Source organism: Polynucleobacter paneuropaeus (assembly GCF_003261235.1).
GTDB classification, from domain to species: Bacteria; Pseudomonadota; Gammaproteobacteria; order Burkholderiales; family Burkholderiaceae; genus Polynucleobacter; species Polynucleobacter paneuropaeus.
The window spans coordinates 1,173,215-1,198,033 of sequence record NZ_CP030085.1 but is presented as its reverse complement, the minus strand read 5'-3'; the positions used below and the strand labels follow the sequence as shown (position 1 = coordinate 1,198,033).

The 24,819-nt window shown below is 45.2% G+C and carries 18 protein-coding genes and 1 tRNA gene; 13 read left to right on the top strand and 6 right to left on the bottom strand.

The annotated features are described in order from the left end of the window. Positions 1–3: 3 nt before the first annotated feature. The 4 genes from Pas1_RS06280 to Pas1_RS06265 are packed head-to-tail and all read left to right on the top strand — an operon-like array spanning position 4 to position 5,247. Entirely contained in the window at positions 4–1,263 is a 1,260-nt protein-coding gene (locus Pas1_RS06280) for a lipoprotein-releasing ABC transporter permease subunit (RefSeq protein ID WP_192874770.1), read from the top strand. Beyond that, positions 1,256–1,951, top strand: coding sequence for an ABC transporter ATP-binding protein (locus Pas1_RS06275; protein WP_112203517.1), 696 nt, complete (start codon positions 1,256–1,258; stop codon positions 1,949–1,951). Before Pas1_RS06280 ends, Pas1_RS06275 begins: the two co-directional genes overlap by 8 nt. Then, a complete protein-coding gene (locus Pas1_RS06270) occupies positions 1,948–2,775 on the top strand; it encodes a TatD family hydrolase (RefSeq protein WP_112294794.1) in 828 nt (275 codons plus the stop codon). Before Pas1_RS06275 ends, Pas1_RS06270 begins: the two co-directional genes overlap by 4 nt. Positions 2,776–2,781: 6 nt before the next feature. Beyond that, a complete protein-coding gene (locus tag Pas1_RS06265; protein ID WP_225971593.1) occupies positions 2,782–5,247 on the top strand; it encodes a DNA internalization-related competence protein ComEC/Rec2 in 2,466 nt (821 codons plus the stop codon). Positions 5,248–5,250: 3 nt separating this feature from the next. Here the strand turns inward: Pas1_RS06265 and Pas1_RS09575 are convergent, their stop codons facing one another. Beyond that, positions 5,251–5,490, bottom strand: coding sequence for a hypothetical protein (locus Pas1_RS09575; protein WP_136625606.1), 240 nt, complete (start codon positions 5,488–5,490; stop codon positions 5,251–5,253). Positions 5,491–5,811: 321 nt separating this feature from the next. After that, a tRNA-Met gene (locus Pas1_RS06255) sits at positions 5,812–5,888 on the bottom strand. Positions 5,889–6,057: 169 nt separating this feature from the next. On the opposite strand from Pas1_RS06255, the gene Pas1_RS06250 reads away from it, so the two are divergent. The 3 genes from Pas1_RS06250 to radA are packed head-to-tail and all read left to right on the top strand — an operon-like array spanning position 6,058 to position 9,907. Then, positions 6,058–7,998 carry a potassium transporter Kup gene (locus Pas1_RS06250; protein WP_112294792.1) on the top strand — a complete coding sequence of 647 codons (1,941 nt, stop codon included), beginning with the start codon at positions 6,058–6,060 and terminating at the stop codon, positions 7,996–7,998. After that, complete coding sequence (locus Pas1_RS06245; protein ID WP_112203525.1) at positions 7,995–8,504, top strand: hypothetical protein; 510 nt, start codon at positions 7,995–7,997, stop codon at positions 8,502–8,504. Before Pas1_RS06250 ends, Pas1_RS06245 begins: the two co-directional genes overlap by 4 nt. A gap of 38 nt (positions 8,505–8,542) precedes the next feature. Continuing rightward, positions 8,543–9,907 carry a DNA repair protein RadA gene (radA, locus tag Pas1_RS06240; protein ID WP_112294791.1) on the top strand — a complete coding sequence of 455 codons (1,365 nt, stop codon included), beginning with the start codon at positions 8,543–8,545 and terminating at the stop codon, positions 9,905–9,907. Here radA and prmB read toward each other — a convergent pair. The 3 genes from prmB to dapD are packed head-to-tail and all read right to left on the bottom strand — an operon-like array spanning position 9,904 to position 12,815. Continuing rightward, entirely contained in the window at positions 9,904–10,800 is an 897-nt protein-coding gene (gene prmB / locus Pas1_RS06235; RefSeq protein WP_112203529.1) for a 50S ribosomal protein L3 N(5)-glutamine methyltransferase, read from the bottom strand. The two genes, radA and prmB, sit on opposite strands and share 4 nt — an antisense overlap. Before the next feature lie 29 nt (positions 10,801–10,829). Beyond that, on the bottom strand, positions 10,830–11,981 hold the full coding sequence (gene dapE, locus Pas1_RS06230) for a succinyl-diaminopimelate desuccinylase (RefSeq protein WP_112294790.1): 1,152 nt from the start codon (positions 11,979–11,981) through the stop codon (positions 10,830–10,832). Positions 11,982–11,987: 6 nt separating this feature from the next. Beyond that, positions 11,988–12,815, bottom strand: coding sequence for a 2,3,4,5-tetrahydropyridine-2,6-dicarboxylate N-succinyltransferase (gene dapD, locus Pas1_RS06225; protein WP_112294789.1), 828 nt, complete (start codon positions 12,813–12,815; stop codon positions 11,988–11,990). A 173-nt stretch (positions 12,816–12,988) separates the two neighbouring features. Here dapD and smc point away from each other — a divergent pair, with 173 nt between their 5' ends. From smc to Pas1_RS06195, 6 genes are all read left to right on the top strand, one after another. Further along, the gene (gene smc / locus Pas1_RS06220) at positions 12,989–16,510 is read left to right on the top strand and encodes a chromosome segregation protein SMC (RefSeq protein WP_112294788.1); all 3,522 of its coding nucleotides are present in this window, start codon (positions 12,989–12,991) and stop codon (positions 16,508–16,510) included. 18 nt (positions 16,511–16,528) lie between these two features. Then, positions 16,529–17,560 carry a cell division protein ZipA C-terminal FtsZ-binding domain-containing protein gene (locus Pas1_RS06215; RefSeq protein WP_112294787.1) on the top strand — a complete coding sequence of 344 codons (1,032 nt, stop codon included), beginning with the start codon at positions 16,529–16,531 and terminating at the stop codon, positions 17,558–17,560. A 27-nt stretch (positions 17,561–17,587) separates the two neighbouring features. Next, positions 17,588–19,585, top strand: a complete 1,998-nt coding sequence (gene ligA, locus Pas1_RS06210) for an NAD-dependent DNA ligase LigA (RefSeq protein ID WP_112294786.1) — start codon at positions 17,588–17,590, stop codon at positions 19,583–19,585. 106 nt (positions 19,586–19,691) lie between these two features. Then, positions 19,692–20,819, top strand: a complete 1,128-nt coding sequence (locus Pas1_RS06205) for an NAD(P)-dependent oxidoreductase (protein WP_112294785.1) — start codon at positions 19,692–19,694, stop codon at positions 20,817–20,819. Positions 20,820–20,835: 16 nt separating this feature from the next. After that, positions 20,836–21,723 (top strand): hypothetical protein, encoded by an 888-nt coding sequence (locus Pas1_RS06200; protein WP_112294784.1) that lies wholly within the window; start codon positions 20,836–20,838, stop codon positions 21,721–21,723. Then, positions 21,716–22,234, top strand: coding sequence for an NUDIX hydrolase (locus Pas1_RS06195; protein WP_112294783.1), 519 nt, complete (start codon positions 21,716–21,718; stop codon positions 22,232–22,234). The genes Pas1_RS06200 and Pas1_RS06195 overlap by 8 nt, the downstream gene beginning before the upstream one ends. Here Pas1_RS06195 and Pas1_RS06190 read toward each other — a convergent pair. Beyond that, on the bottom strand, positions 22,214–24,808 hold the full coding sequence (locus Pas1_RS06190) for a [protein-PII] uridylyltransferase (RefSeq protein ID WP_112294782.1): 2,595 nt from the start codon (positions 24,806–24,808) through the stop codon (positions 22,214–22,216). The two genes, Pas1_RS06195 and Pas1_RS06190, sit on opposite strands and share 21 nt — an antisense overlap. Between the last annotated feature and the right edge of the window lie 11 nt (positions 24,809–24,819).

The window sequence follows — 24,819 nt, the reverse complement described above, 5'->3', positions numbered from 1 at the left end:
ATGTTGAAATTTCCCCTTGAGCTCGAAATTGGCCTGCGCTACACCCGTTCTAAGCGTCGGAAGGCAATTGGTAAGCGTGACGGTTTTCTATCGTTTATTTCAGGTATTTCTACGATCGGCATTGCCTTAGGAGTTGCATCCCTAATTGTGGTGCTCTCGGTCATGAATGGATTCCAAAAAGAGGTGCGGGATCGGATGCTATCTGTTCTTTCCCATATTGAAATTACTGCCCCAGATGGCTTGGCTAACTGGCAACCTTTGTCATTGACGGTTGCTGCGCAGCCCCACGTCCTTGGTGTTGCTCCCATGGTGAGCTCTCAGGGTTTATTAAGTCGGGGTGGGGCAATGCGCGGCGTATCTATTCGAGGCGTCTCACCTAGTGAAGAGATCAAGGTATCGGATTTACCAAAACAATTTGTTTCTGGAAGTATTAACGATCTCACACCAGGAAGTTTTGGAGTTGCCTTAGGCTCGCAACTCGCTGCCATCATTGGTGCTAATGTTGGCGATCGGGTTAATTTAATTGTTCCAGAAGCTGATCTCACTCCAGCAGGTGCTTTACCTAGAATGCGCACCTTGCAAGTCGTAGGTATTGTGGATAGCGGTCATTACGAGTTTGACAGCACATTAGTCATCATGCATTGGCAAGATGCTGCAGCTTTACTTCGCACACGTGATCCTACGGGCTTGCGAGTCAAGGTCGATAATATGCAGCGTGCGCCTGAGATTGCCAATGAAATTGCATCTGTACTACCCGCAAATGTATGGATTTCAGATTGGTCACGTACCAATCGCAATTGGTTTGCAGCAGTCCAAACCGAGAAAAAAATGATGTTCATCATTCTGACCCTCATCATTGCAGTAGCAGCCTTTAATTTAGTCTCAACCTTAGTGATGACTGTTAATGAGAAGCAGGCAGATATCGCAATCTTGCGAACCATGGGCGCCAGTCCCGGCATGATTCAACGCATCTTTTTAGTTCAGGGGCTTGCCATTGGTCTGCTTGGCTCTTTAGCAGGAGTTGCCTTTGGCTTATTGATTGCCCTAAACATTGATGTGATTGTTCCAGCAATTGAAGCAGTCTTTAGGGTGCGCTTCTTGCCTCGCGATGTGTATTTCATTAGTGAGTTGCCATCGGATGTTCATCTTGCAGATGTTCTAACAGTAGGGTTAATGGCCTTTGGTTTATCGGTCTTAGCTACCTTGTATCCAAGCAGTCGTGCTTCAAAGGTTCAGCCTGCGGAGGCACTCCGTTATGAGTAATTCCAATGCCATTGTCCTCAGTGCAAACGGGTTAGCCAAAACCTATGGTCAAGGTGCCTCTGCGGTTGAGGTCCTCAAGACGATTGATTTGCAAGTATCGCCTTCAGAAAAGTTGGCTATTGTGGGCTCCTCAGGATCTGGTAAGAGTACGCTTTTGCACCTATTGGGTGGCTTAGATACTCCTACTAGTGGCACAGTCACGCTAGCAGGAGAAAACCTCAATCAACTTTCAATTAAAAAGCTCGATCAACTTCGTAATCGTAGCCTCGGATTTGTATATCAGTTTCATCATCTCTTGGATGAATTTACTGCGCTGGAGAATGTCGCTTTACCACTTCGTATTAGAGGCTTAGATAGCGAGGAGTCTCTTGCCCGCGCTAGTGCAATTCTGAAACAAGTCGGTTTATCTACTCGCGAGAAACATACGCCTGGTGAGCTGTCTGGAGGAGAGCGCCAACGCGTTGCTGTTGCAAGAGCTTTAGTTGGTAACCCCGCATGCGTGTTAGCCGATGAGCCGACGGGTAATCTTGATACTGAAACTGCCGATGGTGTGTTTGATTTGATGTTAAGTATTGCACGCGAGCAGGGGACTGCATTTGTGATCGTGACGCATGATCCTGTGCGAGCACAGCGCTGTGACCGCATTATGCGTCTTGATCGCGGTGTATTAAGGCCCTTTGCTGGATGAGTATCAGTCCATCATGGGTTGACACCCATTGCCATCTGGACGCCCCTGAATTACTCGCTAATCTCCCATCGATCTTGGCTGAAGCTGCTGAAAAGGGTGTCCAAGCTATTTTGCTGCCTTCAGTTCAAGCAAGTGATTTTGAACACGTTACAGAACTCGCGCATCAATATTCAAAACACATTCCTGGTTTGGTGTACACATTAGGAATCCATCCTTTATATATTCAGAAGGCTAAAGAGAGTGATCTCCAGGTTTTGCAAGAAGCAATTAAGGCTAATCTTGAAGATCCTCGCTTCGTGGGGATTGGTGAAATCGGCCTCGATTATTTTGTAGAAGGCTTAGACCCACAAAGACAGGATTTCTTTTTCCAGGGACAGTTGGATTTAGCGCAGCAATATCAATTACCCGTTGTGCTGCATGTTCGGCGCTCTCAAGATGTAATCCTCAAAGCATTACGGCAAAGAACCATTCCGGGAGGCATTGCACATGCTTTTAATGGTAGTTTTCAGCAGGCAGAGCAATTTATTAGCATGAACTTCAAGCTTGGGTTCGGGGGTGCCGCTACCTATACCCGTGCGCTACAAATTCGTCGCTTATTGAAAGAGTTACCGCTCGATAGTATCGTCACTGAAACTGATGCACCCGATATTCCTCCTGCATGGCTAAGAGATGAGAGTCAAGAATTTAACTCACCCATTTATTTACCTCGCATTGCTACTGAGTTAGCAGATATTAGAGGTATTGGTCATGATCAGTTTGCGCTAGCTGTGATGCAAAATGCATCTCAAGCTTTGCCACGCTGGTCTTCATTTCTCGCTTCTTAAAGGCCCTTGCGCTTAGCAATTACGGCGTTTATCGCCGGGGAATCCTTTCTTCTCTTTTTACCTGCTGTGCCGGCAAACTATTTGCCAATCTCATTGGCCTTAACAACTGTATTGTTGCTAACAATCTTGTTCTTCAAACATCATCTGATCAGGATTGTATTAACTCTCATTTTTGCCTTCACTTTAGGATTCTGTTGGACTGCCCATTACGCCGATCAAAGGCTAAGCCATGTTTTATCTGACTCCTTAGATGGGGCAGAGTTTGAGTTAATCGGCAGGGTAGACGCTTTGCCTCAGGGTAATACTCGTGGCGTTAGATTTGCCTTTGAAGTGGAAGAAGTATCTTCTAGAGAGCATATAGAGGCATTTCCTCGGCGGGTATATCTTAGTTGGAACCCGGCTTGGAAAAATACGAACGCTATCCCTGAAATTATTCCAGGACAGCGTTGGAAATTGAAGCTTAAGTTGAAGCAACCCTATGGCTTACTCAATCCCCATACATTCGACTTTGAGCGTTGGACATTTCATCAGGATTATGGCGCGACTGGATCAGTTCGATCGGGCGAGTTGCTTGAAGCAAATGCGATTGGGATATTGGATTTTCGCCTTGGTATGGAGCTGAGGCGGTGGCAATTACGAGAAAAAATTCAACGCCTACTACCTATAGATGCGCGCTATCAAGGTGCACTGGTTGCTCTTGTGCTTGGTGATCAGAATGCAATTGAACAAGATGATTGGCGAGTATTTAATGCAACGGGCATTGGACATTTAATATCCATCTCGGGATTACATGTCACTATGTTGGCTGGAGTAGGGGCAATCATTTCAGCAAGACTTTGGCGCAGATCCTCTCTCCCTCTGTATGTTCCTGTTAGCAAAATTGCTGCCGTCATGGGTTTTTTGACTGCATTTATTTATACCTGGTTGGCCGGCTTTCAGATACCAGCTCAAAGAACCATGTATATGGTTGGGGTGGTTGCATTCGCGCTATGGAATGGCCGCAATCCCCGATCTTTTGATATTTGGTGGTGGGCGCTCTTTTTTGTTCTCTTGATTGATCCAATGGCAGCTTATACCCCTGGCTTTTGGCTTTCCTTTGGTGCTGTTGCTGCCATTCTCTATTCCATGAAAGACTCAAAGGCCCTATTAGGCATCCCAACTGGAAAGGAATTTGAACTGCATTGGCTTGATCGAATCAAGATGGCTTTATCAGAGGCCTGTCGAGTGCAGACGGTGGTAACGATTGCTTTACTCCCACTTACTTTTTATTGGTTCTATCAAACCTCAATAGTCTCGCCTATTGCAAATGCCTTAGCGATACCGCTAGTAAGTTACGTAGTGACTCCTTTTGCTATTGTCGGGGCTTTATTGCCGGAGTGGTTAGGACAATGGTTTTTGAAACTAGCGCATTTGGCAATGGAGTATCTGGGAATCGCTTTAACTGAATTTGCTAGTTGGCCTTGGGCAGTACATCGCTCGCATGAGCCCAAGCTCTGGGCCCTAGCAATTGCTGGGATAGGTGTGATTGTTTCGATTCGGCCTGGGCATTTGATTGATGGCTGGAGGTCTCGCTTATGCGGAGTTTGCTTATCAGTTGCTTTATTTATCCCGCCATTAAATCATCTCAAGTCTGCAGAATTCCGGGCAACCGTTTTAGATATTGGACAAGGAACAGCAGTGCTCATTCAAACAGCAACAAAGACGCTACTGTATGACACTGGACCGACACACGGCACAAAGGATGATGCAGGTAGGCGAGTAATCATTCCTTTTTTAATGGGTGAAGGCATTCATGAGATTGACCGCTTAGTGATTAGTCATAGCGATAGCGATCATATTGGAGGAGCGGTATCGATATTGAAAGAAATTCGGTTTGCTTCGATGATGGGCTCTTTACCGCAAGACAACCCACTACTTAGTCATTTGAAGAAAAGAGCCATTCCAGCATTACCGTGTCGGTATGGGCAGCAATGGGAGTGGGATGGCGTGTTGTTTCGGGTATGGCATCCAGATGAGCAGACCAACTTTGCAAAGACATACCCAATGAAGCCAAATGAGATGAGTTGTGTAGTAGAAGTCAGTAATGATCGTTATTCTTTTTGGATGACAGGGGATGTTGAGAAGTATGGCGAGGCTGAAATGAGAAATAGACTGACTGACGATCAATACTCACAGGGTAATGACAAGGAAGTGATTTTGATGGCGCCACATCATGGGAGCAAAACGTCATCGTCAATTAGCTTACTTGAGGCGATCAACCCACATCAAGCGTTTGCTCAAAATGGACATCTAAACCGCTATGGGCATCCACATCCAACAGTTACTAAGCGTTATCAAGATTTGGGTATTCCGTTTTATCAAACTTCAGAAACGGGAGCTCAGATTTGGGATTTCAAATCGAATAGACTCTTAAAGATTAATTGGCGCCACAGAGAGAAAAGAATTTGGCACAGAAAATTAACTAACAGCTAAAAATTAAGATTCTTTCTTAGATCTTTTTACTGTCATTGGGCAGGTTGTTCTGAACAATTCTGTCTTAATGAAAATGGGTTTACCAGTTGCGGTATCGACCCCAATTCGGGTAACTCCATCACTTAAAGAATAGTCACCTGTGTTGTACAGAAATTGCTCTTTTGTTCTTTGCAAATTGGGATATTCAATTTCTCTATAGCAATTGAGTACCAAGCCATCCTTTATGCAACTTCTCTTAGACATTTGGTTGGCGTCAATCTCGTAGTGTCGTTTCTGTCTAGCGGTACTAATAACATACCCAGAGCCTGATATTTCAGTGTAGGTGCCTTCGCAGTCAAGCGAAAAGGTGGTTTGCGAGCCTTTTGAACAGGCAAGGAGTAGAAATAGGCTTAACAGTAAATATTTTTTCATCGCAACCCTAATCTTATTGAGTCAGAGGGAGATGGATTCTCTTTTTTATGAAGATATCTTAGACGAAACCCAGGTAAATATCGATGCTAGGGAGCTCTGAGGAGCCAATAGAAAAGGGATACCTGCGTATCCCTCTGTTCTATATGACTAATTTGGTTGCGGGGGCAGGATTTGAACCTACGACCTTCGGGTTATGAGCCCGACGAGCTGCCAGACTGCTCCACCCCGCGTCTGAGCCTTAGATTCTAACATTTTTTCCCTCAACTTGTCCATCTGGTTCGCTTTAGTGAGTCTAGAGATAGGAATATTTAAGGCTATTAGGGGTGCCTTGGGCACCACATTTCAGGAGTAATATATCGCCACGCAGCATGATGATCATCAACCCATCAAGGAAGCTTTATGTCAGTCAGTAATCCTGAATTCTCTCAATCAGAGATATTGCGCCCAGTAGAGATTGAGGGGGCAAGCCATCAACAAAAAGGTAGCTTGGCTGCATTGGCTTTAGGTGCTGTCGGTATTGTGTTTGGTGATATTGGCACCAGCCCGCTTTACGCATTAAAAGTCTGCTTCGATCCAGTCAATGGAATCCCGATGACACCAGATTCGATCTTTGGCGTCATATCGATGATTTTTTGGTCATTTGTCATGGTTGTTTCGCTGAAGTACTTGTTATTTGTCATGCGGGCCAACAATCATGGCGAAGGTGGGATCCTGTCTTTGATGGCGCTAGCTCTCAGAACCGCAGACACTAAATCAAAACGATATGTCGTCATTATGCTTACCGGCGTTTTGGGCGCCTGTCTTTTCTATGGCGACGCGGTGATTACTCCAGCAATCTCTGTCTTGTCAGCCATTGAAGGTACGGTGGTGGTTTCGAATGACTTCATACCCTATGTGCTACCTATTACCATTGCTATTTTGTTGTGTCTCTTTTTGATTGAGAAAAAAGGGACCTCAGTGGTAGGTATTCTCTTTGGACCTGTGATGTTGATTTGGTTTGCCTCTTTGGCTGTAATGGGGATTTATCAAATTCAGGATGCGCCACAAATTATCGCTGCCTTGAATCCGATTTATGCCTTTAGATTTATGACTCAAGATGCGGGTATCGCTTTTGCTGTTACTGGATCAATCTTTTTGGTATTGACTGGCGCTGAAGCACTGTACGCAGATATGGGGCATTTCGGTATTCGTCCTATTAAGCTGGCTTGGTTTGGATTAGTCATGCCTTGCTTGCTAATCAATTACTTTGGGCAAGGAGCAATGCTCTTGGTACACCCAGAGACAATTACTAATCCTTTCTTCTTGATGGTTCCTGATGCATACACCTTTGCTTTGGTGATACTGGCAACCATTGCAACAGTCATTGCTTCACAAGCTTGTATCTCAGGCGCTTACTCGATGACGAGTGAGGCTATCTTGCTCGGCTTCTTGCCTAGGATGAAAATCCTTTTTACTTCTGCCAAAGAAAAAGGGCAGATCTACGTTCCTTTTATTAATTGGATGCTGTGTTTCATCGTGATTGGAATCGTCTTGGCTTTTAAAAAGTCGGATAATTTGGCTTCAGCATACGGTGTTGCAGTCTCTACGACCATGCTATTGACTACTTTGCTTGCCGCAGTAGTGATGAAAGCCCTCTGGAAGTGGAACGCAATTTGGGTGACATTAATCATCGGCTGCTTTCTGATTGTGGATCTTGGATTCTTTACAGCAAACCTCACCAAGCTCTTAGATGGTGGTTGGTTCCCCGTAGTTATTGCATCAATCTGCTTCTTACTCATGATGACTTGGTATCAAGGACGTCAAATTGTTCGCAAGCGGGTATTGGATGACGGTATTCGTCTCGATTCCTTCATGAACAGCCTCCTACAAAACCCACCGCATCGAGTTGAGGGAACTGCTGTTTTCTTAACTGCGCATGTCGACTACTTGCCGGTCTCTTTTTTACACAACCTCAAACACAATCACATCTTGCATGAGCGGGTATTTTTCCTCAAGGTCAGCATTTGGGATGTGCCTTATGTTGATGATGATCAAAGATTGACGCTCAAAGAGATTGGCCCCAATATTTACGTTGTACGTGCAGTCTATGGATTTAAAGAGACACCAGACTCTAATCAAATTCTGGATTTGCTCGAAAGTCAGTTTGACTTGAAGATCGATAAAATGAATACCTCATTCTTTTTATCAAGGGATACGATTATTCCAACATCCTTACCAGGTATGGCTATCTGGCGCGAAGTCATTTTTGCTTGGATGTATCAGAATGCTGGAAGACAATCTGACTTCTTTAAGATTCCAGCTAATCGTGTAGTTGAGTTGGGTGCAAAGGTTGAGATTTGACACTACCAATTAGCCTGCGCTTCAGAATATTCGCACTCCTATTCTTAGCCTCATGCTGCTTCACCCCTTTGACATTTGCAACGCCAGAGGAGGAGGCTCAGCTGGAGTCGCTAAATAAAATTGATCAACAGCTCGAGCTCCAACGCGACTGGGCTAAATACCGCTGGGAAAAAGCGCAAAATGAATGCTATACCCATTATTGGGTAAGCTACTGTTTAAGCGGAGCTCGCTCTGATTACCGTAAGGCAATTGATCCTATTAGCACTCAACAAATTGCCTTGCACACTGAGCAAAGAAAGATCCGAGAGAGTCTAAAGGATCAGAAGGATGCTGAAAAAATAGCTAATCGAGCTTCTCCTGAAAAAGCGGCTGAACGCGCTGAAAATAAACAGAAGTACGAGCAGAAGCAAAAAGATGCTGCCCAAAGGGCGGCTGATTTAGAGCAACGTCGTAAAGATGCACCTAAACGCTCTCAAGAAAATAAAGCTGGTACTCAGCTCGATTAAGCTGTAACTCTTCTTATCCTTTTTTACTAGGTTATACATTGGCTAAAGCTAAAACGATTTATGTCTGTCAATCATGTGGCGGAACTTCTGCTAAATGGCAAGGGCAGTGTCCTTCCTGTCAGGCTTGGAACACAATGGAGGAAGGACTTCCTGAGTCGAGAACACCATCCCGCTTTCAGGGTTTGGCTCAATCTTTACCAAGACAAAAACTTGCAGCAATTACTGCGGAAGATTTACCTCGTTTTAGTACTGGGGTAGAAGAGTTCGATCGCGTTTTAGGTGGTGGCTTAGTTCCGGGCGGTGTTGTACTTTTGGGTGGTGATCCCGGCATTGGTAAATCCACCTTGTTACTTCAGGCTTTGGCTGAGATGAGTTCAGCTGGTATGCATGTTCTCTACAGTAGTGGTGAAGAGTCAGCTGCGCAAATTGCATTACGGGCTAAACGGATTGCTTTAGAAGCCCCTGCGCTTGAAGTATTGGCTGAGATTCAGCTAGAGAAGCTGTTGTCCATCATGGAAACCGTGAAGCCTCAAGTGCTCGTGGTGGACTCTATTCAAACTTTGTATTCAGAAGCCTTCAGTTCTGCGCCAGGCTCAGTAGCCCAGGTGCGTGAGTGTGCCGCACAACTCACGAGGGCCGCCAAGTCCAGTGGTATCTGTGTATTGATGGTTGGGCACGTCACCAAAGACGGTCATCTTGCTGGTCCTCGTGTCTTAGAACATATTGTGGACACGGTTTTGTATTTTGAGGGCGATACGCATTCTTCATTTAGATTGGTGCGTTCGATTAAAAACCGCTTTGGCGCTGTCAATGAGCTCGGTGTTTTTGCGATGACTGAAAAAGGTCTGCGTGGTGTATCGAATCCATCAGCGATTTTCTTATCGCAGCACGAACAGATGGTGCCAGGAGCTTGTGTTCTGGTAACGCAAGAAGGTACCAGACCACTCTTAGTGGAGATCCAGGCTTTAGTTGATACCGCCCATATCCCCAACCCAAGAAGATTGGCGGTAGGGTTGGAGCAGCATCGCTTGGCAATGCTGCTGGCGGTCTTACATCGTCATGCTGGGGTCGCTTGCTTTGATCAAGACGTATTCTTAAACGCAGTAGGCGGCGTCAAAATCACTGAGCCTGCTGCTGACTTAGCTGTTCTACTCGCTATTCAATCCTCAATTCGAAATCGTGCACTACCCAAAGAATTGATCGTCTTCGGTGAAGTCGGTTTAGCTGGGGAGATTCGCCCATGCCCGAGAGGTCAGGAACGATTGAAGGAAGCTGCCAAATTGGGCTTTAAGCTTGCAATCATTCCGAAGGCCAATATGCCAAAGAATAAAATTCCGGGACTTAAAGTAATCCCTGTTGAAAGAATTGACCAGGCGATTGCTGCAGCGAATGAGCTGAGCTAGTGCAGATCTTCTGCTTGAATAAGCAAGACCTGTTGATCACCTGCTGAGACTTCCATCCAAATCGCTGGAATTTGTGGGAATGCTTTCTTGAAGTTCTCATATTCGTTACCGATTTCAAGTAAGAGTGCGCCACGTTCGCTTAAATAATCTGGCGCGCCTCTAATAATTTTTCTAATTAAATCCATGCCATCTTCACCACCTGATAGAGCTAAAGAAGGCTCAGCTAAGTATTCTGCAGGGAGCTTGCTCATTGAATCGGCGTTGACGTAGGGTGGATTGCAAATGATGAGATCAAAACGATTTTCTTCATTGGGCTCAGATAATGCCTCCCAAAGATCACCATGGAGTAAATCAATCTGCTCGCTTAGGCCGTGACGGTCTAGATTGCGTGAGGCTAAAGCCAGTGCAGGCAGACTAATATCGCATGCGCTCACTTGTATATCAGGACAGGCTAGTGCCAGCAAAATTGCAAGAGATCCGTTACCAGTACAAAGATCGAGAGCTTTTCCATCAGCAGGGAGCCAGGGCTCTAGATCACCATTAACGATCAATTCTGCGATCCATGAGCGCGGCACAATACTTTGTTCATTGCTATAGAAGGGGACGCCCATTAACCAAGCTTCGCCCAAGAGATAGGCAAGCGGTTTTTGTGAATCTATTCGTAGTTGTGCAAGTGCGAGTGCTTTTGAATGATTTTCTGGAGAGATGACTTGCTGAAGTTGATCTAGAGCATCGCTGGGACTGAGATCCAGTTGCTTGCTCACAATCCAAAGCGCTTCACTTGGCGCATCACTTGCTCCATGCCCGTAATGGAGCTTGGCTTTTTCTAGCAACAGAGCAACTTGCTCAATACTCTGATCAACTGTCAGTTGGGGTTGAGGCTCGGGGTCCATGATCGGGAATGTATTGAAGAAGGAATGGCTTAAGCAACCAATTGCTCAAGCGTGAGACGGTAAATATTTTTCAGTGGCTCAACATCATCAATATTGACGCACTCATCAATTTTATGACTCGTGGCATTGATAGGACCAAACTCAACAACTTCTTTGCAGATTTTGGAGATGAAGCGAGCATCGCTAGTTCCACCAGTAGTCGACAATTCTGTTTCTAGATGGACTTCTTCCTGAATGGCGGTCCGTAGGGCATTGGCTAAAGCGCCATCGCCAGTCAGAAACGGGTTTGCGCCCACATGCCAATCAATCTCGTAGTCCAGGTTTTCAGATTGAAGAATCTTCTCTACCTTTTCTTGCAGCTGCTCTGGAGTACTTTCAGTAGAGAAGCGGAAGTTGAAATCAATTTTCAACTCGCCTGGAATCACATTGTTTGCGCCTGTACCGGCGTGGATATTGGAGATCTGAAAACTGGTTGGCTGAAAAAATGGATTACCTTTATCCCATTCCATATCGCTTAACTTTTGGATTGCGCCTGCTGCTGAGTGGATCGGATTCTTGCCTAAATGAGGGTAAGCAATATGGGCTTGCACGCCCTTGACAATCAGTTTCCCGGAGAGGGATCCGCGACGGCCATTTTTAATCATGTCACCGAGTTTATTAACTGAGGTGGGTTCACCAACGATGCAGTAGTCAAGATTCTGTTTGTCTTGCTTAAGACGTTCACACAAAATCACTGTGCCGTCATGGCCAGGACCTTCTTCATCACTCGTAATTAAAAAAGCAATAGAACCCGAGTGCTTTGGATGCGCTGTAACAAATTCTTCGGTAGCAACTACAAAGCTCGCCAGCGAGGTTTTCATATCAGCAGCGCCACGACCATATAAATGGCCTTCACGAATCGTCGGAGTGAATGGATCGTTGGTCCATTTTTCGAGAGGGCCGGTTGGCACTACATCGGTATGGCCTGCAAAGACAAAAACTTTACCTTGATCGCCTAGCTGTCCTTTTTTGATGGCCCACAGATTGCTTACTCTGAAGTCGTCTGGACCACTAACAATACTTTCCGTATGAAAGCCAATTGCTTGTAGACGCTGAGCGATCAGTTCTTGGCAACCACCATCAGCAGGGGTAACTGATTTACAAGCGATCAGTGCTTCAGTGAGATCAAGGGCTGCGCTCATGGTGATTTAGTCGCGGAGCAATTCATTGATTGCAGTTTTAGCACGGGTCTGTGCGTCGACTTTTTTCACAATGATTGCGGCATAGAGGCTGTATTTCCCATTGCTTGCTGGGATAGAGCCTGGGACCACTACTGAACCAGCTGGCACACGGCCGTAATGGACCTCACCGGTTTCCCGATCATAGATCTTAGTGCTTTGACCGATGTAGACGCCCATTGAAAGTACGCTGTTTTCTTCAATCACAACACCCTCGACCACTTCAGAGCGAGCACCGATAAAGCAGTTATCTTCAATGATGACGGGCCCAGCTTGAATGGGTTCTAAAACACCACCAATACCAACACCGCCTGATAAATGGACATTCTTACCAATTTGAGCGCATGAACCGACTGTTGCCCAGGTATCAACCATGGTGCCTTCACCAACGTAGGCGCCAATATTGACGTAAGAGGGCATTAGAACGGCATTCTTGCCAATAAAGGAGCCGCGGCGAGCAATCGCAGGGGGAACCACTCGGAAGCCACCAGCTGCAAAGTCAGCCTCAGTGTAATTCTCAAACTTGCTGGGCACCTTGTCGTAGAACTGGGTATAGCCACCAGCAGACATGGGTTTGTTGTCTTCAAGGCGGAAGGATAGGAGGACAGCTTTTTTTACCCACTGATTAACCTCCCACTTGCCCACGCTTTGACGCTCAGCCACCCGAATAGTCCCTGAATTAAGGCCTTCTAGGACAGCATTAACTGCTTGACGGATCTCTGCAGAAATTGCTTGAGGAGAGAGGTTGGCGCGGTTTTCCCAGGCTTGTTCGATGGTGTTTTGAATGGATTGGCTCATGCTTTTTAGTTAACTATAAGATTGTTAAGGGATTTTGCCCTGAATGTCGATTTATCATTATATCGATGGGCCAAAAACGGGTGTAAACAGCCCTAAGCTTGCTATCATCATCCCACTTTAGCTGTAATTTTTGACCCCTCATTTAAACCCCTTTTTATCCTACAAAGTCCGCCGTGCATCTGAAATCCATCAAACTTTCCGGCTTTAAGTCATTCGTTGATCCAACCCATTTTGAAATGCCGGGTCAGTTAATTGGGGTGGTTGGCCCAAATGGTTGCGGAAAGTCCAACATTATTGACGCTGTTCGCTGGGTTTTAGGCGAATCTCGTGCAAGTGAGTTACGCGGTGAATCAATGCAGGATGTCATTTTTAATGGCTCTGGTTTACGCAAACCTTCGGGACGTGCCAGTGTTGAATTGATTTTTGATAACTCAGATGGACGTGCGCAAGGTCAGTGGGGCGCATTTACGGAGTTATCTGTCAAACGCGTTTTGACACGCGATGGTAACTCGAGTTACTACATTAACAATCAAGTGGTACGTCGTAAAGATATTCAAGATATTTTCTTGGGCACCGGCATGGGACCAAGAGGTTATGCCATTATTGGGCAAGGAACGATCAACCGTATTCTGGAGTCTAAGCCTGAAGAGTTGAGAGTTTTCCTAGAAGAGGCTGCGGGCGTCTCGAAATATAAAGAGCGTCGTAAAGAAACTGCCTCGCGTCTTGAAGACACTAAAGAAAATCTCACTCGTGTTGAAGATATTTTGCGTGAACTGGATCAGCAACTTACTCGCCTGGAGAAGCAGGCAACTGTGGCTGAACGCCATGCCCAGTTATCTGCAGAAATGAAATCACAGCAGCAATTGTTGTGGTTTGTGCGTCAAACCGAAGCTGGTAAAGAGCAAGAGCGTCATGCCAATGCGATTCGCGATACCCAAGTCGGCTTAGAAGAACAGACAGCGAAGTTAAGACACGCCGAGACGCAATTAGAAGTGATGCGTACCGAGCAGTACGCACTTCAAGACAAGGTTTCTCAAGCGCAAGGCGATTTGTATCAAACCAACTCTGATATCAGCCAAGTAGAGTCACAAATTCGTTATGTGCAGGAAGGGCGTCAACGTCTTGCTCAACAAATTCAGGATTTACAGGCACAACTTCAGCGTTGGACTGTACAAGAAACCGATGCAGCACAAGCCCAGCGTACTACCGAACATGAGCTGGCTGCTGCTGTAGAAAAAGAGCAAGCTTTGGTATCCGATTTGAGTGCGCTGCAAACACAATTGCCCGGGCGTGAAGAGTCTTACCAATCTGCAGTTCAAGCTCTTAATGTTGCTAGAGATAGTTTGGCGGCGATGGAGCAGCGTTTAGCTAGCTTAGGTGAGAGAACTAAAGCATTGTCAGCTCAACAAGAAGAGTTGCAGGGTCGTACGAGCCGATTACATGATGAGTTAAGCGGAATGCGTAAGCCCGACCCTGAGGCTTTACAAATGGCCCTAGATCGTCAAGTGATGGCCCAGCGTAAGGTAGAAGAGTCTAAGCAGCGTGCTCTAGAAACCCAACAACGCGTGCCTGCAGCCGATGAAGCGCGTAATGCTGCCCAACAACAGATTCAGACTGCTAATCAAGATCTAGCGCAGACCGAAGCCAAGCTCACCGCATTAACAGCGCTACAAGCTAGCGTTCAAGCGCAAGGCAAGATCGGACCTTGGTTAGAAAGCAAGGGACTTAAAGAAAGTAAGCGACTCTGGCAAGAGCTCAAAGTAGAGTCTGGTTGGGAAACCGCCTTAGAGTCCGTATTGCGTGAACGTCTAGCAGCAGTGACGGCAAAGAGTGTTCAAGAGACTCTGGCATTAGCAAATGATGCGCCACCAAGTCGCCTTGCTATTTTATTGACTGAAGAAATTGCACCAGCATCATCTCCGGTTCCAGCCGATTTCATTGCCTTGGTTTCTCGGGTGCAAAGTGCAGGCGCTCCGCGTCTTTCTGCCGTTTTACAAGAATGGCTAGATAAAATTTATATTGCTGATAGTCTCGAAGATGCCTTGCGTCGTCGCGAAAAACTTCCAGCGGGCGGCGCTTTGGTAACCCAACAAGGTCATTTGGTGAGTCGCGTTGGTGTTCAGTTATACGCAGCAGATTCTGAACAAGCTGGCATGCTAGCTCGCGCACAGGAGATGGAAAGTCTTGAGAAGCAACTGCGTGCACAAAAACTGATCCAAAGCGAGCTTCAAGGCGAGATGGATCAATGTATTGCTAATTATCAAGCTGCACATCAGGCCGCAGAACAAGCACGCCTAAATGCTGAGCACGCCGTGAATGAAGCGCATGGCTTTGAGGTTGAGAGAATGCAACTCACTCAAGCTGAAGAACAATATAGCCAAAGAGCCGCGCAAATACAAAATGATTTGGATGAGTTAGCCAAACAACTTGAGCAGCTCATGGCTTCGCAAAATCAAGCCACTCATGAATTACAGACTTCTGAGAGCGCGAAGCAAGACCTCCAGCAAAAACTATCTGTGGCAAATCAGCAATTAGAGTTCGCGAGCCAACAGCGTGATCAACTCCGTGAATCTTTGCGTGCCGCAGAGATGGCCGCCCAAGAAGCTGCTTTTGCTACACGATCGCTTCAACAGCGTATTGCTGACTTACAGCGTGACCAAAGTACTGCGCGTACTCAGATCATGGAGATTCAGGATAAATACGCTGTAGCAGAAGAAGAGCTGAAGAGTTTGAGCGATGAAGCTGCCCAAGAGCAACTGCAGGGCCTATTGCTGACACGAAGCGAGAGAGAGTCTTTGCTGGCAGCCGCAAGAACGGAACAAGATGCCTTGTTGCATAAGTTGCGTGAAGCCGATGAAGAGCGCTTATTAATCGAGCGTGGTTTACAACCCATGCGCGATAAAGTGGTGGATCTCCAGTTACGTGAGCAAGCAGCACGCTTGAACTTTGAACAGTTTGCGACCTTATTAACCGATGCAGAAGCTGACTTGATCGCACTTGAAACTAGCTTTAGCTCAGACCTCAAGGTTGGCGCTTTGCAAAGCGAAGTCAATCGTTTAAATACTGAAATTCAGTCTCTTGGACCTGTCAATATGGCAGCCTTAGATGAGTTGGCCAGCTCTCGCGAGCGTAAGTCATTCTTAGATGCGCAATCAGCTGACTTGAACGAAGCAATGCAAACTTTGACTGATGCAATTGCGAAGATTGACGCTGAAACCCGCGACTTACTCCAGGGCACCTTTGATGAGGTGAATAAGCACTTTGGCAGATTATTCCCAGAGTTATTTGGTGGTGGTCATGCAGAGTTAGTTATGACTGGCGAAGAGATTTTAGATGCCGGCGTCCAAGTGATGGCTCAGCCACCTGGTAAGAAGAACAGCACCATCTATTTATTATCGGGTGGAGAAAAAGCCCTAACCGCAATTGCTTTAGTCTTTTCGCTATTCCTGCTCAATCCTGCACCATTCTGTTTGCTCGATGAGGTCGATGCGCCACTAGATGATGCAAACACCTTGCGCTATGCTGAAATGGTTTCCAGAATGGCTGATAAGACTCAGTTTGTCTTCATCTCACATAACAAGATCACCATGGAAATTGCCCATCAACTGATTGGTGTCACCATGCAAGAGCAGGGTGTATCCCGCATTGTTGCGGTTGATATCTCATCTGCCGTATCGATGGTGGAGGCTGCTTAAGTGTTTTTAGAGCAAATCATGACAAGTTTGGGTTTGTCAGACTTGCAGTTTGCTTTAGCAGTTATTGGCCTAGGTATTTTGATACTTGTAGCGCTACTGAATCTGAGATACGCACATGTTCGTAAAAAGGCAAAAGCCCAGAATGCGCTAGAAAAACGATTTGCCCCCGGATTTGCCGATATCAGCTCGACACAAAATGAGACTGAGGCAGAGCAGGTCCAAGCGCCGGTAATCATGAGTTCTGAAAAGGCTGCAATTGATCCCCGCATTGACTGTGTCATCTCCTTGCGTTTTGATGAGCCGATTAGCGGCCAGGAAATTCTTAAAGAAATGGAAGATTGGCAAGATATTCCCGGGCCATCAGGCGTTCAGTGGATGTGCGAGGGCCTCAATGTAAATGTGGATGAGGTAGAGACTTGGGAGCCCATTCAAAGCGATGCAATTTATTCTGAATTACAACTAGCGATTCAGTTAGCAAGCAGACGTGGTCCGATTGGTGTTTTAGAGCTTTCTGATTTTTGTTCACGTGTCCAATTACTTGCTGAAACCTTAGGATCACAAATTGATATGCCCACTGTAAGTGCAATGTTAGAAAGTGCCGAAGAGCTTGATCGCATGGCAGCAGAGAGTGATATTCAGCTCAGTATTAACGTGGCATTCGATGAGCCCTGTTCGTGGAAAGACTTGGCTATTATTCTGCGACAAAGAGGCTTTCATTTAAGCCGTAATGGCAGATCCTACGAATTTGGTGGACCTGAAGCTGGATTATTTAAAAGCGCCGAGCTCGACCCTAATCAATCTGTGAAGCAATTGACCTTATTGCTGGAGTTTCCCTTGGTGCCTGAGAGCTCGCGTGCCTTTGAACGAATGCTAGCGGAGGGTGTTGCAGTCGCTCAGATCGCCCATGGTCGCTTAGTCGATGACAACGGCATGAACTTGAGTGAAGCTGCAGTCACCAGCATCCGCCAGCATTTAGATGTGCTCTATATCAAGTTGGATAAGAGTGGCATTCCTGCTGGGTCATCCACTGCCATCAGATTATTTAGCTAAGGAAGTACTTTGTCGTCTAATCGGCCGATGAATCTCGCGGATCGTTACGCCTTTTTACAAAAAGAGCTAGCTCGACTGGAGCATGCTTACTATGTTCTCGATGCTCCGCTATTGCCCGATATTGAATACGATCGCCTCTATCGAGAATTATTGGAGATAGAGGCAGCCCATCCTGAGTGGATCACTTCAGAGTCACTGTCCCAGCGGGTTGGTGGGGCTGCCCTCAAAGAATTTGATTCGGTAGAGCACGTGGTGCCGATGCTCTCTCTCAATAATGCTTTTGAAGATGCTGAATTGATTGCTTTTGATCGCCGCTGTAGAGAGGGGTTGAATGTCAAGCAAGTGGACTATGCTGGCGAGTTGAAATTTGATGGCCTTGCGATCTCATTGCGCTATGAAAATGGCTCTTTAGTTCGAGCCGCAACGAGAGGTGATGGTGCAAGTGGTGAAGATGTCACAGCAAATATCAAAACAGTTCGTGCGATTCCCTTGCGGCTCCTAGGTAAAAATATTCCAGCTGTTTTAGAGGTGCGCGGTGAAGTCTTCATGTATTTAGAGGATTTCCTGAAAATGAATCAACTGGCAGCTGCGCAGGGTGAGAAAGAGTTTGCCAATCCTCGTAACGCAGCTGCGGGTAGCTTAAGACAGTTGGATTCGAAGATCACCGCTAAACGTCCACTGTCTTTCTTTGCTTATGGTCTGGGTGCCTTGGAGCCCCAGGGGTGGCTTCCCGCAACTCATGAGGAGTTACTCAATCGCTATGTTGATTTAGGCTTACCAGTATGTACAGAGCGAAAAGTCCTGAAATCGGTAGAAGACATGCTTGCTTTTTATCATGAGATTGAGGCTAAGCGTGATTCTTTGCCTTACGACATCGATGGGATTGTCTACAAGGTCAATTCTATTGCTGAGCAAAACACACTCGGCTTTGTCTCAAGAGCGCCCCGTTTTGCTCTGGCGCATAAATTTCCTGCTCAAGAGGCCTTAACAACTGTCTTGGGTATTGATGTTCAGGTGGGCCGCACTGGAGCCATTACTCCCGTCGCTCGATTGGCTCCTGTAGAGGTAGGGGGTGTCACCGTCACGAATGCCACCTTACACAATGAGGATGAGGTCAAACGCAAGGATGTGCGCATTGGGGATACTGTTACTGTGCGGCGAGCAGGTGATGTGATTCCTGAAGTGGTGTCCGTCATTAAGGAGCGACGCCCTAAAAGTGCGACTGAATTCGTAATGCCAAGCCGATGCCCTGTATGCGACTCTCATATTGAGCGCTTAGCAGATGAGGCAGTAGCGCGTTGTAGTGGTGGCCTATTTTGTGGGGCACAGCGTAAGCAGGCATTAATTCATTTTGCTCACAGAAGGGCGCTCGACATTGAGGGCCTCGGTGAAAAGATTGTCGATCAGTTGGTTGATCAGAACTTAGTGAGAACTCCCGCAGATCTTTATCGCCTAGGTTTTTCTGCTCTAGCCAATTTAGAGCGTATGGGTGAGAAGTCCGCCGATAATTTAATTCAGGCGATCAACCAATCACGCAATACGACTTTGGCCCGATTTATCTTTGCTTTAGGTATTCGTCATGTCGGTGAGACTACTGCCAAAGATCTAGCTAATCATTACCAGTCGATGCATGCTCTGATGGATGCTAGCTTGGAAGATTTGCTCACTGTGAAAGATGTAGGCCCTGTAGTAGCAGATTCTATTGTGAGCTTCATGGAGGAAGCCCATAATCGAGAAGTAATCGAGCAACTTCTTGCATCAGGCATGCAACTCTCCGTTGAAAAGAAAGTGATCAGCGCTGCAGTAGTAGGAAAAACGTTTGTGCTTACCGGAACTTTTCCAAGCTTGAGTCGTGATCAAGCTAAAGACCTGCTTGAGAAGGCGGGCGCGAAGGTCGCTGGCTCGGTCTCCAAAAAAACAGATTATGTTGTCGCAGGTACAGACGCTGGCAGCAAGCTAAGCAAAGCAGAAGAATTAGGTATTACAGTCATTGATGAGCAAAAACTATTGATGCTTCTTGGTTAAAAAATTAACTCCTTAAATAAAAAATTCTGTAGTTCATTTCCTAATAAATTTTCAGGTAGCCTGAAAAAGAGTTGATTGCTAGTATTTTGCGTTTTAGGGAGGATAAATGCAAAACTCTGCTCACTATTTCAATTCTATTATTAGGTCATCAAAATGCTACCCAATAGATAGCATCATAGCTGTTCTACATATATGCAGAGGTAGCATTCAATTTCTTGAAGCTATTTCTAGTTTTACTAGAGTAGCTGGAGTTATTCCAAAGCAAAGTTCGAAGATATTTGGTTCGTTAAAAAATGTATCTGAAAACTATCACGTGCTTGACTACGCCAGATCTGAGATTATTTCCAAGCAGGAAATTTTTTTAGGTGAAATTTCATCCCTAACAAGAAATCAAAAATTCGCAATTATCGATATTGGCGGATATTTTGCAGCCGTTTATCCCACACTTGTTAATAGATTTGGGGATAAATTAATTGGCGTAGTTGAGGATACAGAAAATGGACATCAAAAATATCAAAATATATTAAAAATTCGTCCGCCCTTTAGTCATTATCCACCAATCATTTCGGCTGCTAGGAGCGCTTTAAAGGAGCCAGAGGACTTATTGGTTGGTCAGGCTATCGTATTTTCTGCTGAAGCAATTTTACGCTCTCAGGGATTAATCCTAGTTGGAAGGCAGGCCGGAGTGATTGGGTTTGGAAAAATCGGTAGAGCAATAGCTTGTGCCTTAGTCAATAGGGGAGCTAGAGTGAATATTCTTGAATCTAATCCGATTCGTACCGCATCTGCTTTATCTATGGGATTTCAAGTTAACTCAAAAAAAGATTTACTTGAAACCTCACAAATCCTCTTCTGCGCCACGGGATCACGTTCATTAAATATTGATGATATTGATCATTTAAGGAATGAGGTTTACATTTTTTGTGCAACATCTGCTGATGACGAGTTGTCAGAGTGCCTCATGAATAGAATTACTAATCATTCTCAAATTGTTGCCGCTCATTTACGATCAATTACAGTTGACGGAAAACTAATATATCTTTGCAATGATGGCAATCCAGTTAATTTTATACATGGTGGCGTTGTTGGTAGTTTTATTCAATTAGTTCAGGGGGAAATAATTTTCGCCTTAGGGCGCCTCCATGATGCGCCAAAAAACTCTATATCGTCATTGGCTGAAAAAGATAAAAAGACTATTGCTAGTAAATGGATGCAGCACTATCAATCCAGATAGGAACAAACTCTAAATTATGGAAATCATACCAGTGCTGGCCTCCTTGGCCTCTAGTGTTTCTAGGGCTGGGATTAATGTTCTTGATAGAAGGCAGTTTAGATCTGCCAATAACTCTTCGGCTCTTATCGGCTATTGGAATAATTTTCCCCCAATCATTCTAATGACTCCTACTGTGTTTTATTTTGTAGCTTTTGAAATTTTGATTGATTTTTTGCTGTCACCTTTGGTGATTTTAGTTTCTTTCTTGATTCAGCTGGTTGCCCATGCATTTTTATATGCATATAAGTTTTTACGGGTTGTAGACGTTGCGATTATTTCTAAGGTAGCAGACTTCACGATCCCTCTATGCTTAATATTCTTGGGTTACCTAGCCGCCTATTCGAATCTAACAGTTATCTTGATGCTTATTTTGGTAATTGTTCTTCCCTTATCACTTAGATCCCATTTTGAAGCAAATTTATCAATTCTTTTCTTGATTGGTGCGCTAACACTTCAGGGGATGATTTTCTTTGGACTCAGCTATAAAGATTTAATTCAAACCAATCCTGTATCACTAATTGCATTTGCTTACATTTCCCTGGTCTATAGGTTTGTACTCTCTTTATTTTTCATACTTTTACGTAAAAAATTTTTAGATCTTTTTTGTTATCCGCATCACTCTATATCCATGCCAACATATTGGTTAAGAGGTTTATTGACGACAATTACACAACTATCGTTTATTGTTGCAATCAACACTAAAAATTTGACTTTAATTTGGCTAATTTTAAATTCCACAGCTTTTATCGGTGCAATCTGCTCATACTTTTTTTTGGATGAGAAGCTCTCTAAGTATGATTTGCTATTACTGTTAACAGTTTTTGTTCTCACCACTTCAATAACTCTGATCTTGAACTATGCCTAAATTACAAAATAATATTGTTTCAGCAATTATGGGAATAAATCTAGCACCGAATTACGCTAGTTTGATATCTGATTTAGTTCAAAGTGATAATCCGTTTTCTCGCGAAAACTCCCTTGCACACATTACAGCTAGCGGCTTAGTCATTGATAGCAAAAAGGTATTGCTTATTTTTCACCCCTACATCAAAAGATGGTTTCAGCCGGGAGGTCATATTGATCCAAATGAAAATCCATCTGAGGCAGCAATTAGGGAGGTTTGGGAGGAGACTGGTTATGTTTGTAAGCTCGATAGGGAAAATGCATCCCCTATACATATCGACATTCACCAGATTCCCGAAAATCCAATTAAAAATGAACCTGGACACCTTCATGTAGATCTAATGTATAAGTTGGATGTGATTGAAAGAGATGCAAGTTCTGAAGATATTTTGTACCAATGGATTGAGTTCGGTGAAGTTAAAAATGAACGCTTAGATATTGTGCTCAAAAAGCTACGTTCCCAGCACCTCTAATAATTCAGTCTCTAACTGAATCTGTAATTTAGGATTCTTGCTCAGATTTACAGCATCTAACAAGAGAACGTCTTCGACTCTTTCGCCGAGTGTGTTAATCCGCGCGGTATGCAGGGAGACTTGATGCTTAGCAAGTACGCGCGAGATAGCATAAAGTAGGCCAGTGCGATCGCTTGCTGATAGCGAGAGTGCGAAGTATTGACCGCGCTCATCAGGCATAACACGGACCCGAGGCTGAATCGGGAAGCTGCGGGATTGTCTCGACAGACGACCCATGCTGGGGTGGGGTAAGGACTCAGCGCTTTGTAGCGCTTGCGTAAGTTCATATTCAACTAATTGAATCAGATCTCGATAGCTACCACCTTCGCTGACTAAATTACTGCCAGAAATTTGGAAAGTATCTAGCGCATATCCATTGCGAGTGGTATGAATACGAGCATCCCAAATCGAGAATCCATGGCGTTCAAAGTAAGCACAAATACGAGCAAATAAGTCTACTTGATCCTTGGTATAGACCGCGACCTGTAAACCATCTCCGATTGGAGAAAGTCTGGCTCGAACGATTGGCTCAGGACTATCTACTTTGGTGAACAGCAAACGTGTCAGCCAAGCAATATCAGCAGCATCTTGCCTTAGGAAGAATGGGACATCGAGTTGTTCCCAGAAATGCGCATAGGAGGCGTCTTCCAAGCCGTATAAGCGTAGCTTGGCGCGGGACTCTTCTTGATGTAGGGCTAACTCAGAAGAGGCATCTGACTTCGAGCCACCGAGGACCCGCAGTGTGGCGCGGTAGAGGTCTTCTAGTAATTTGCCTTTCCAGGCATTCCATACTTTTGGACTGGTACCGCGAACATCGGCAACCGTTAGCAAATATAAAGCAGTTAAATGACGTTCATCACCGACGTGTTTAGCAAAGGCATTAACGACATCTGGATCGGTAATGTCTTGCTTTTGTGCAACTTGACTCATATTCAGGTGCTCAGCAACTAACCAGACCAGCAACTCTGTATCTGTTCTATCAAGACCATGTTCTTTAGCAAATCTGCGCATATCCGCTTTGCCTAGTTTGGAATGATCACCACCGCGACCTTTAGCAATATCATGGAAGAGGGCTGCGATCACCAGTAACCACGGCTTATCAAAGTGTGCAATCAAGCTGCTACAGAAAGGAAATTCGTGGGCATGTTCCACCACCATGAAGCGGCGCACATTACGCAAGACCATCAAAATATGTTGATCAACGGTATACACATGGAATAGGTCGTGCTGCATTTGGCCAACGATTCTGCGGAACGCCGGTAGATAGCGCCCAAGTACGCTAGTCCGGTTCATTAGCTGAAAAGCACGGCTGACACCTTCGGCTTGCTTCACTATCTCAATAAATATGTCTCGATTCTGGGGATCGCTGCGCCATTTCTGATCCATTAATTGACGGGCGTTATAGAGGGCCCTGAAGATCGTGGCAGATAAGCCCGTTACGCTGGGCGTTTGTGCAAAAACTAAGAAGGTCCGCAAAATCTGCTCAGGATATTTTTCATATAGGAGCGGATCAACAATATCTAAGAGGCCTTGACGTTCAATGAAATGCTGATTTTCTTCGCCAGCAATAGGGTAAGTCGTTTTTGACTCTTGTGGAAAGAGTAAAGCCTCAATATTTTGCAGCAAGATATCGTTCAGCTGCGTTACCGCTTTGGCAGCCCAATAATACTGACGCATGATTGCTTCGCTACCTAAGCGAGCGGATTCTTCATGCAGTCCCATAGCAGCTGCAAGAGGATTTTGTAAATCAAAAGCCAGCACATCCTGCCTGCGCCCCGCGAGTAAATGTAAATTGGCACGCAAGGTCTCTAGAAACTTCTGATTACGATTGAGCTCAGTGAGTTCGCGCTTGGTAATGAGTCCCTGAGTATTGAGATCTTTAAAGGTTTTGCCAAGTTGCGCGGCTTTACTTACCCATGAGATGACTTGCAAGTCTCTCAGTCCGCCGGGGCTCTCTTTGCAATTAGGCTCTAGGGAGTAGGGAGTATCTTGATATTTGTGATGACGTTGAATTTGCTCGGCGAGTTTCGCCTGAAAGAAAGTTCTTGGATCTAAGGCCTTATTAAAAGAAATTGTAAATTCTTTAAAGAGCCCTTTTTGTCCATCAATGAAACGCGCCTCTAATAAAGAGGTGCGTACGGTAATGTCTTGCTCGGCTTCACTGATACATTCACTCACCGTTCTCACTGCAGAGCCAATCTCTAAACCAGTATCCCAGCAAGAGGCAACAAATTTTTCTACCTTTCGGGAGAGGCTCTCGGGAACAGAATCTGGATTGCCTGGTAGCAAAATTAAGATGTCAATATCTGAATAAGGGAATAAGGCACCTCTACCAAATCCCCCTACGGCGACGAGCGCAGCTTCTTTTTCTAGATTACTTTCTTTCCAGAGCTGAATGAGTAGTTGGTCACTCAATTTACATAGCTGCTTTGTCAGCTTATGAATTTGCTGATTATTTTTAAATTTAGTAAATGCTTCATCTCGTGCAGCGCGAAAGCCCGCTGCATCCAAAATCATGGGGGCTTGAGCATTCATGTCCAGCGTCC

Excerpts from the sequence above, each read along its gene's own strand:
- Pas1_RS06275 (WP_112203517.1), top strand. The coding sequence starts at position 1,256 with ATGAGTAATTCCAATGCCATTGTCCTCAGTGCAAACGGGTTAGCCAAA.
- Pas1_RS06270 (WP_112294794.1), top strand. The coding sequence starts at position 1,948 with ATGAGTATCAGTCCATCATGGGTTGACACCCATTGCCATCTGGACGCC.
- Pas1_RS09575 (WP_136625606.1), bottom strand. The coding sequence starts at position 5,490 with ATGTCTAAGAGAAGTTGCATAAAGGATGGCTTGGTACTCAATTGCTAT.
- Pas1_RS06250 (WP_112294792.1), top strand. The coding sequence starts at position 6,058 with ATGTCAGTCAGTAATCCTGAATTCTCTCAATCAGAGATATTGCGCCCA.
- prmB (WP_112203529.1), bottom strand. The coding sequence starts at position 10,800 with ATGGACCCCGAGCCTCAACCCCAACTGACAGTTGATCAGAGTATTGAG.
- dapE (WP_112294790.1), bottom strand. The coding sequence starts at position 11,981 with ATGAGCGCAGCCCTTGATCTCACTGAAGCACTGATCGCTTGTAAATCA.
- dapD (WP_112294789.1), bottom strand. The coding sequence starts at position 12,815 with ATGAGCCAATCCATTCAAAACACCATCGAACAAGCCTGGGAAAACCGC.
- Pas1_RS06215 (WP_112294787.1), top strand. The coding sequence starts at position 16,529 with ATGACAAGTTTGGGTTTGTCAGACTTGCAGTTTGCTTTAGCAGTTATT.
- ligA (WP_112294786.1), top strand. The coding sequence starts at position 17,588 with ATGAATCTCGCGGATCGTTACGCCTTTTTACAAAAAGAGCTAGCTCGA.
- Pas1_RS06205 (WP_112294785.1), top strand. The coding sequence starts at position 19,692 with ATGCAAAACTCTGCTCACTATTTCAATTCTATTATTAGGTCATCAAAA.
- Pas1_RS06200 (WP_112294784.1), top strand. The coding sequence starts at position 20,836 with ATGGAAATCATACCAGTGCTGGCCTCCTTGGCCTCTAGTGTTTCTAGG.
- Pas1_RS06195 (WP_112294783.1), top strand. The coding sequence starts at position 21,716 with ATGCCTAAATTACAAAATAATATTGTTTCAGCAATTATGGGAATAAAT.
- Pas1_RS06190 (WP_112294782.1), bottom strand. The coding sequence starts at position 24,808 with ATGAATGCTCAAGCCCCCATGATTTTGGATGCAGCGGGCTTTCGCGCT.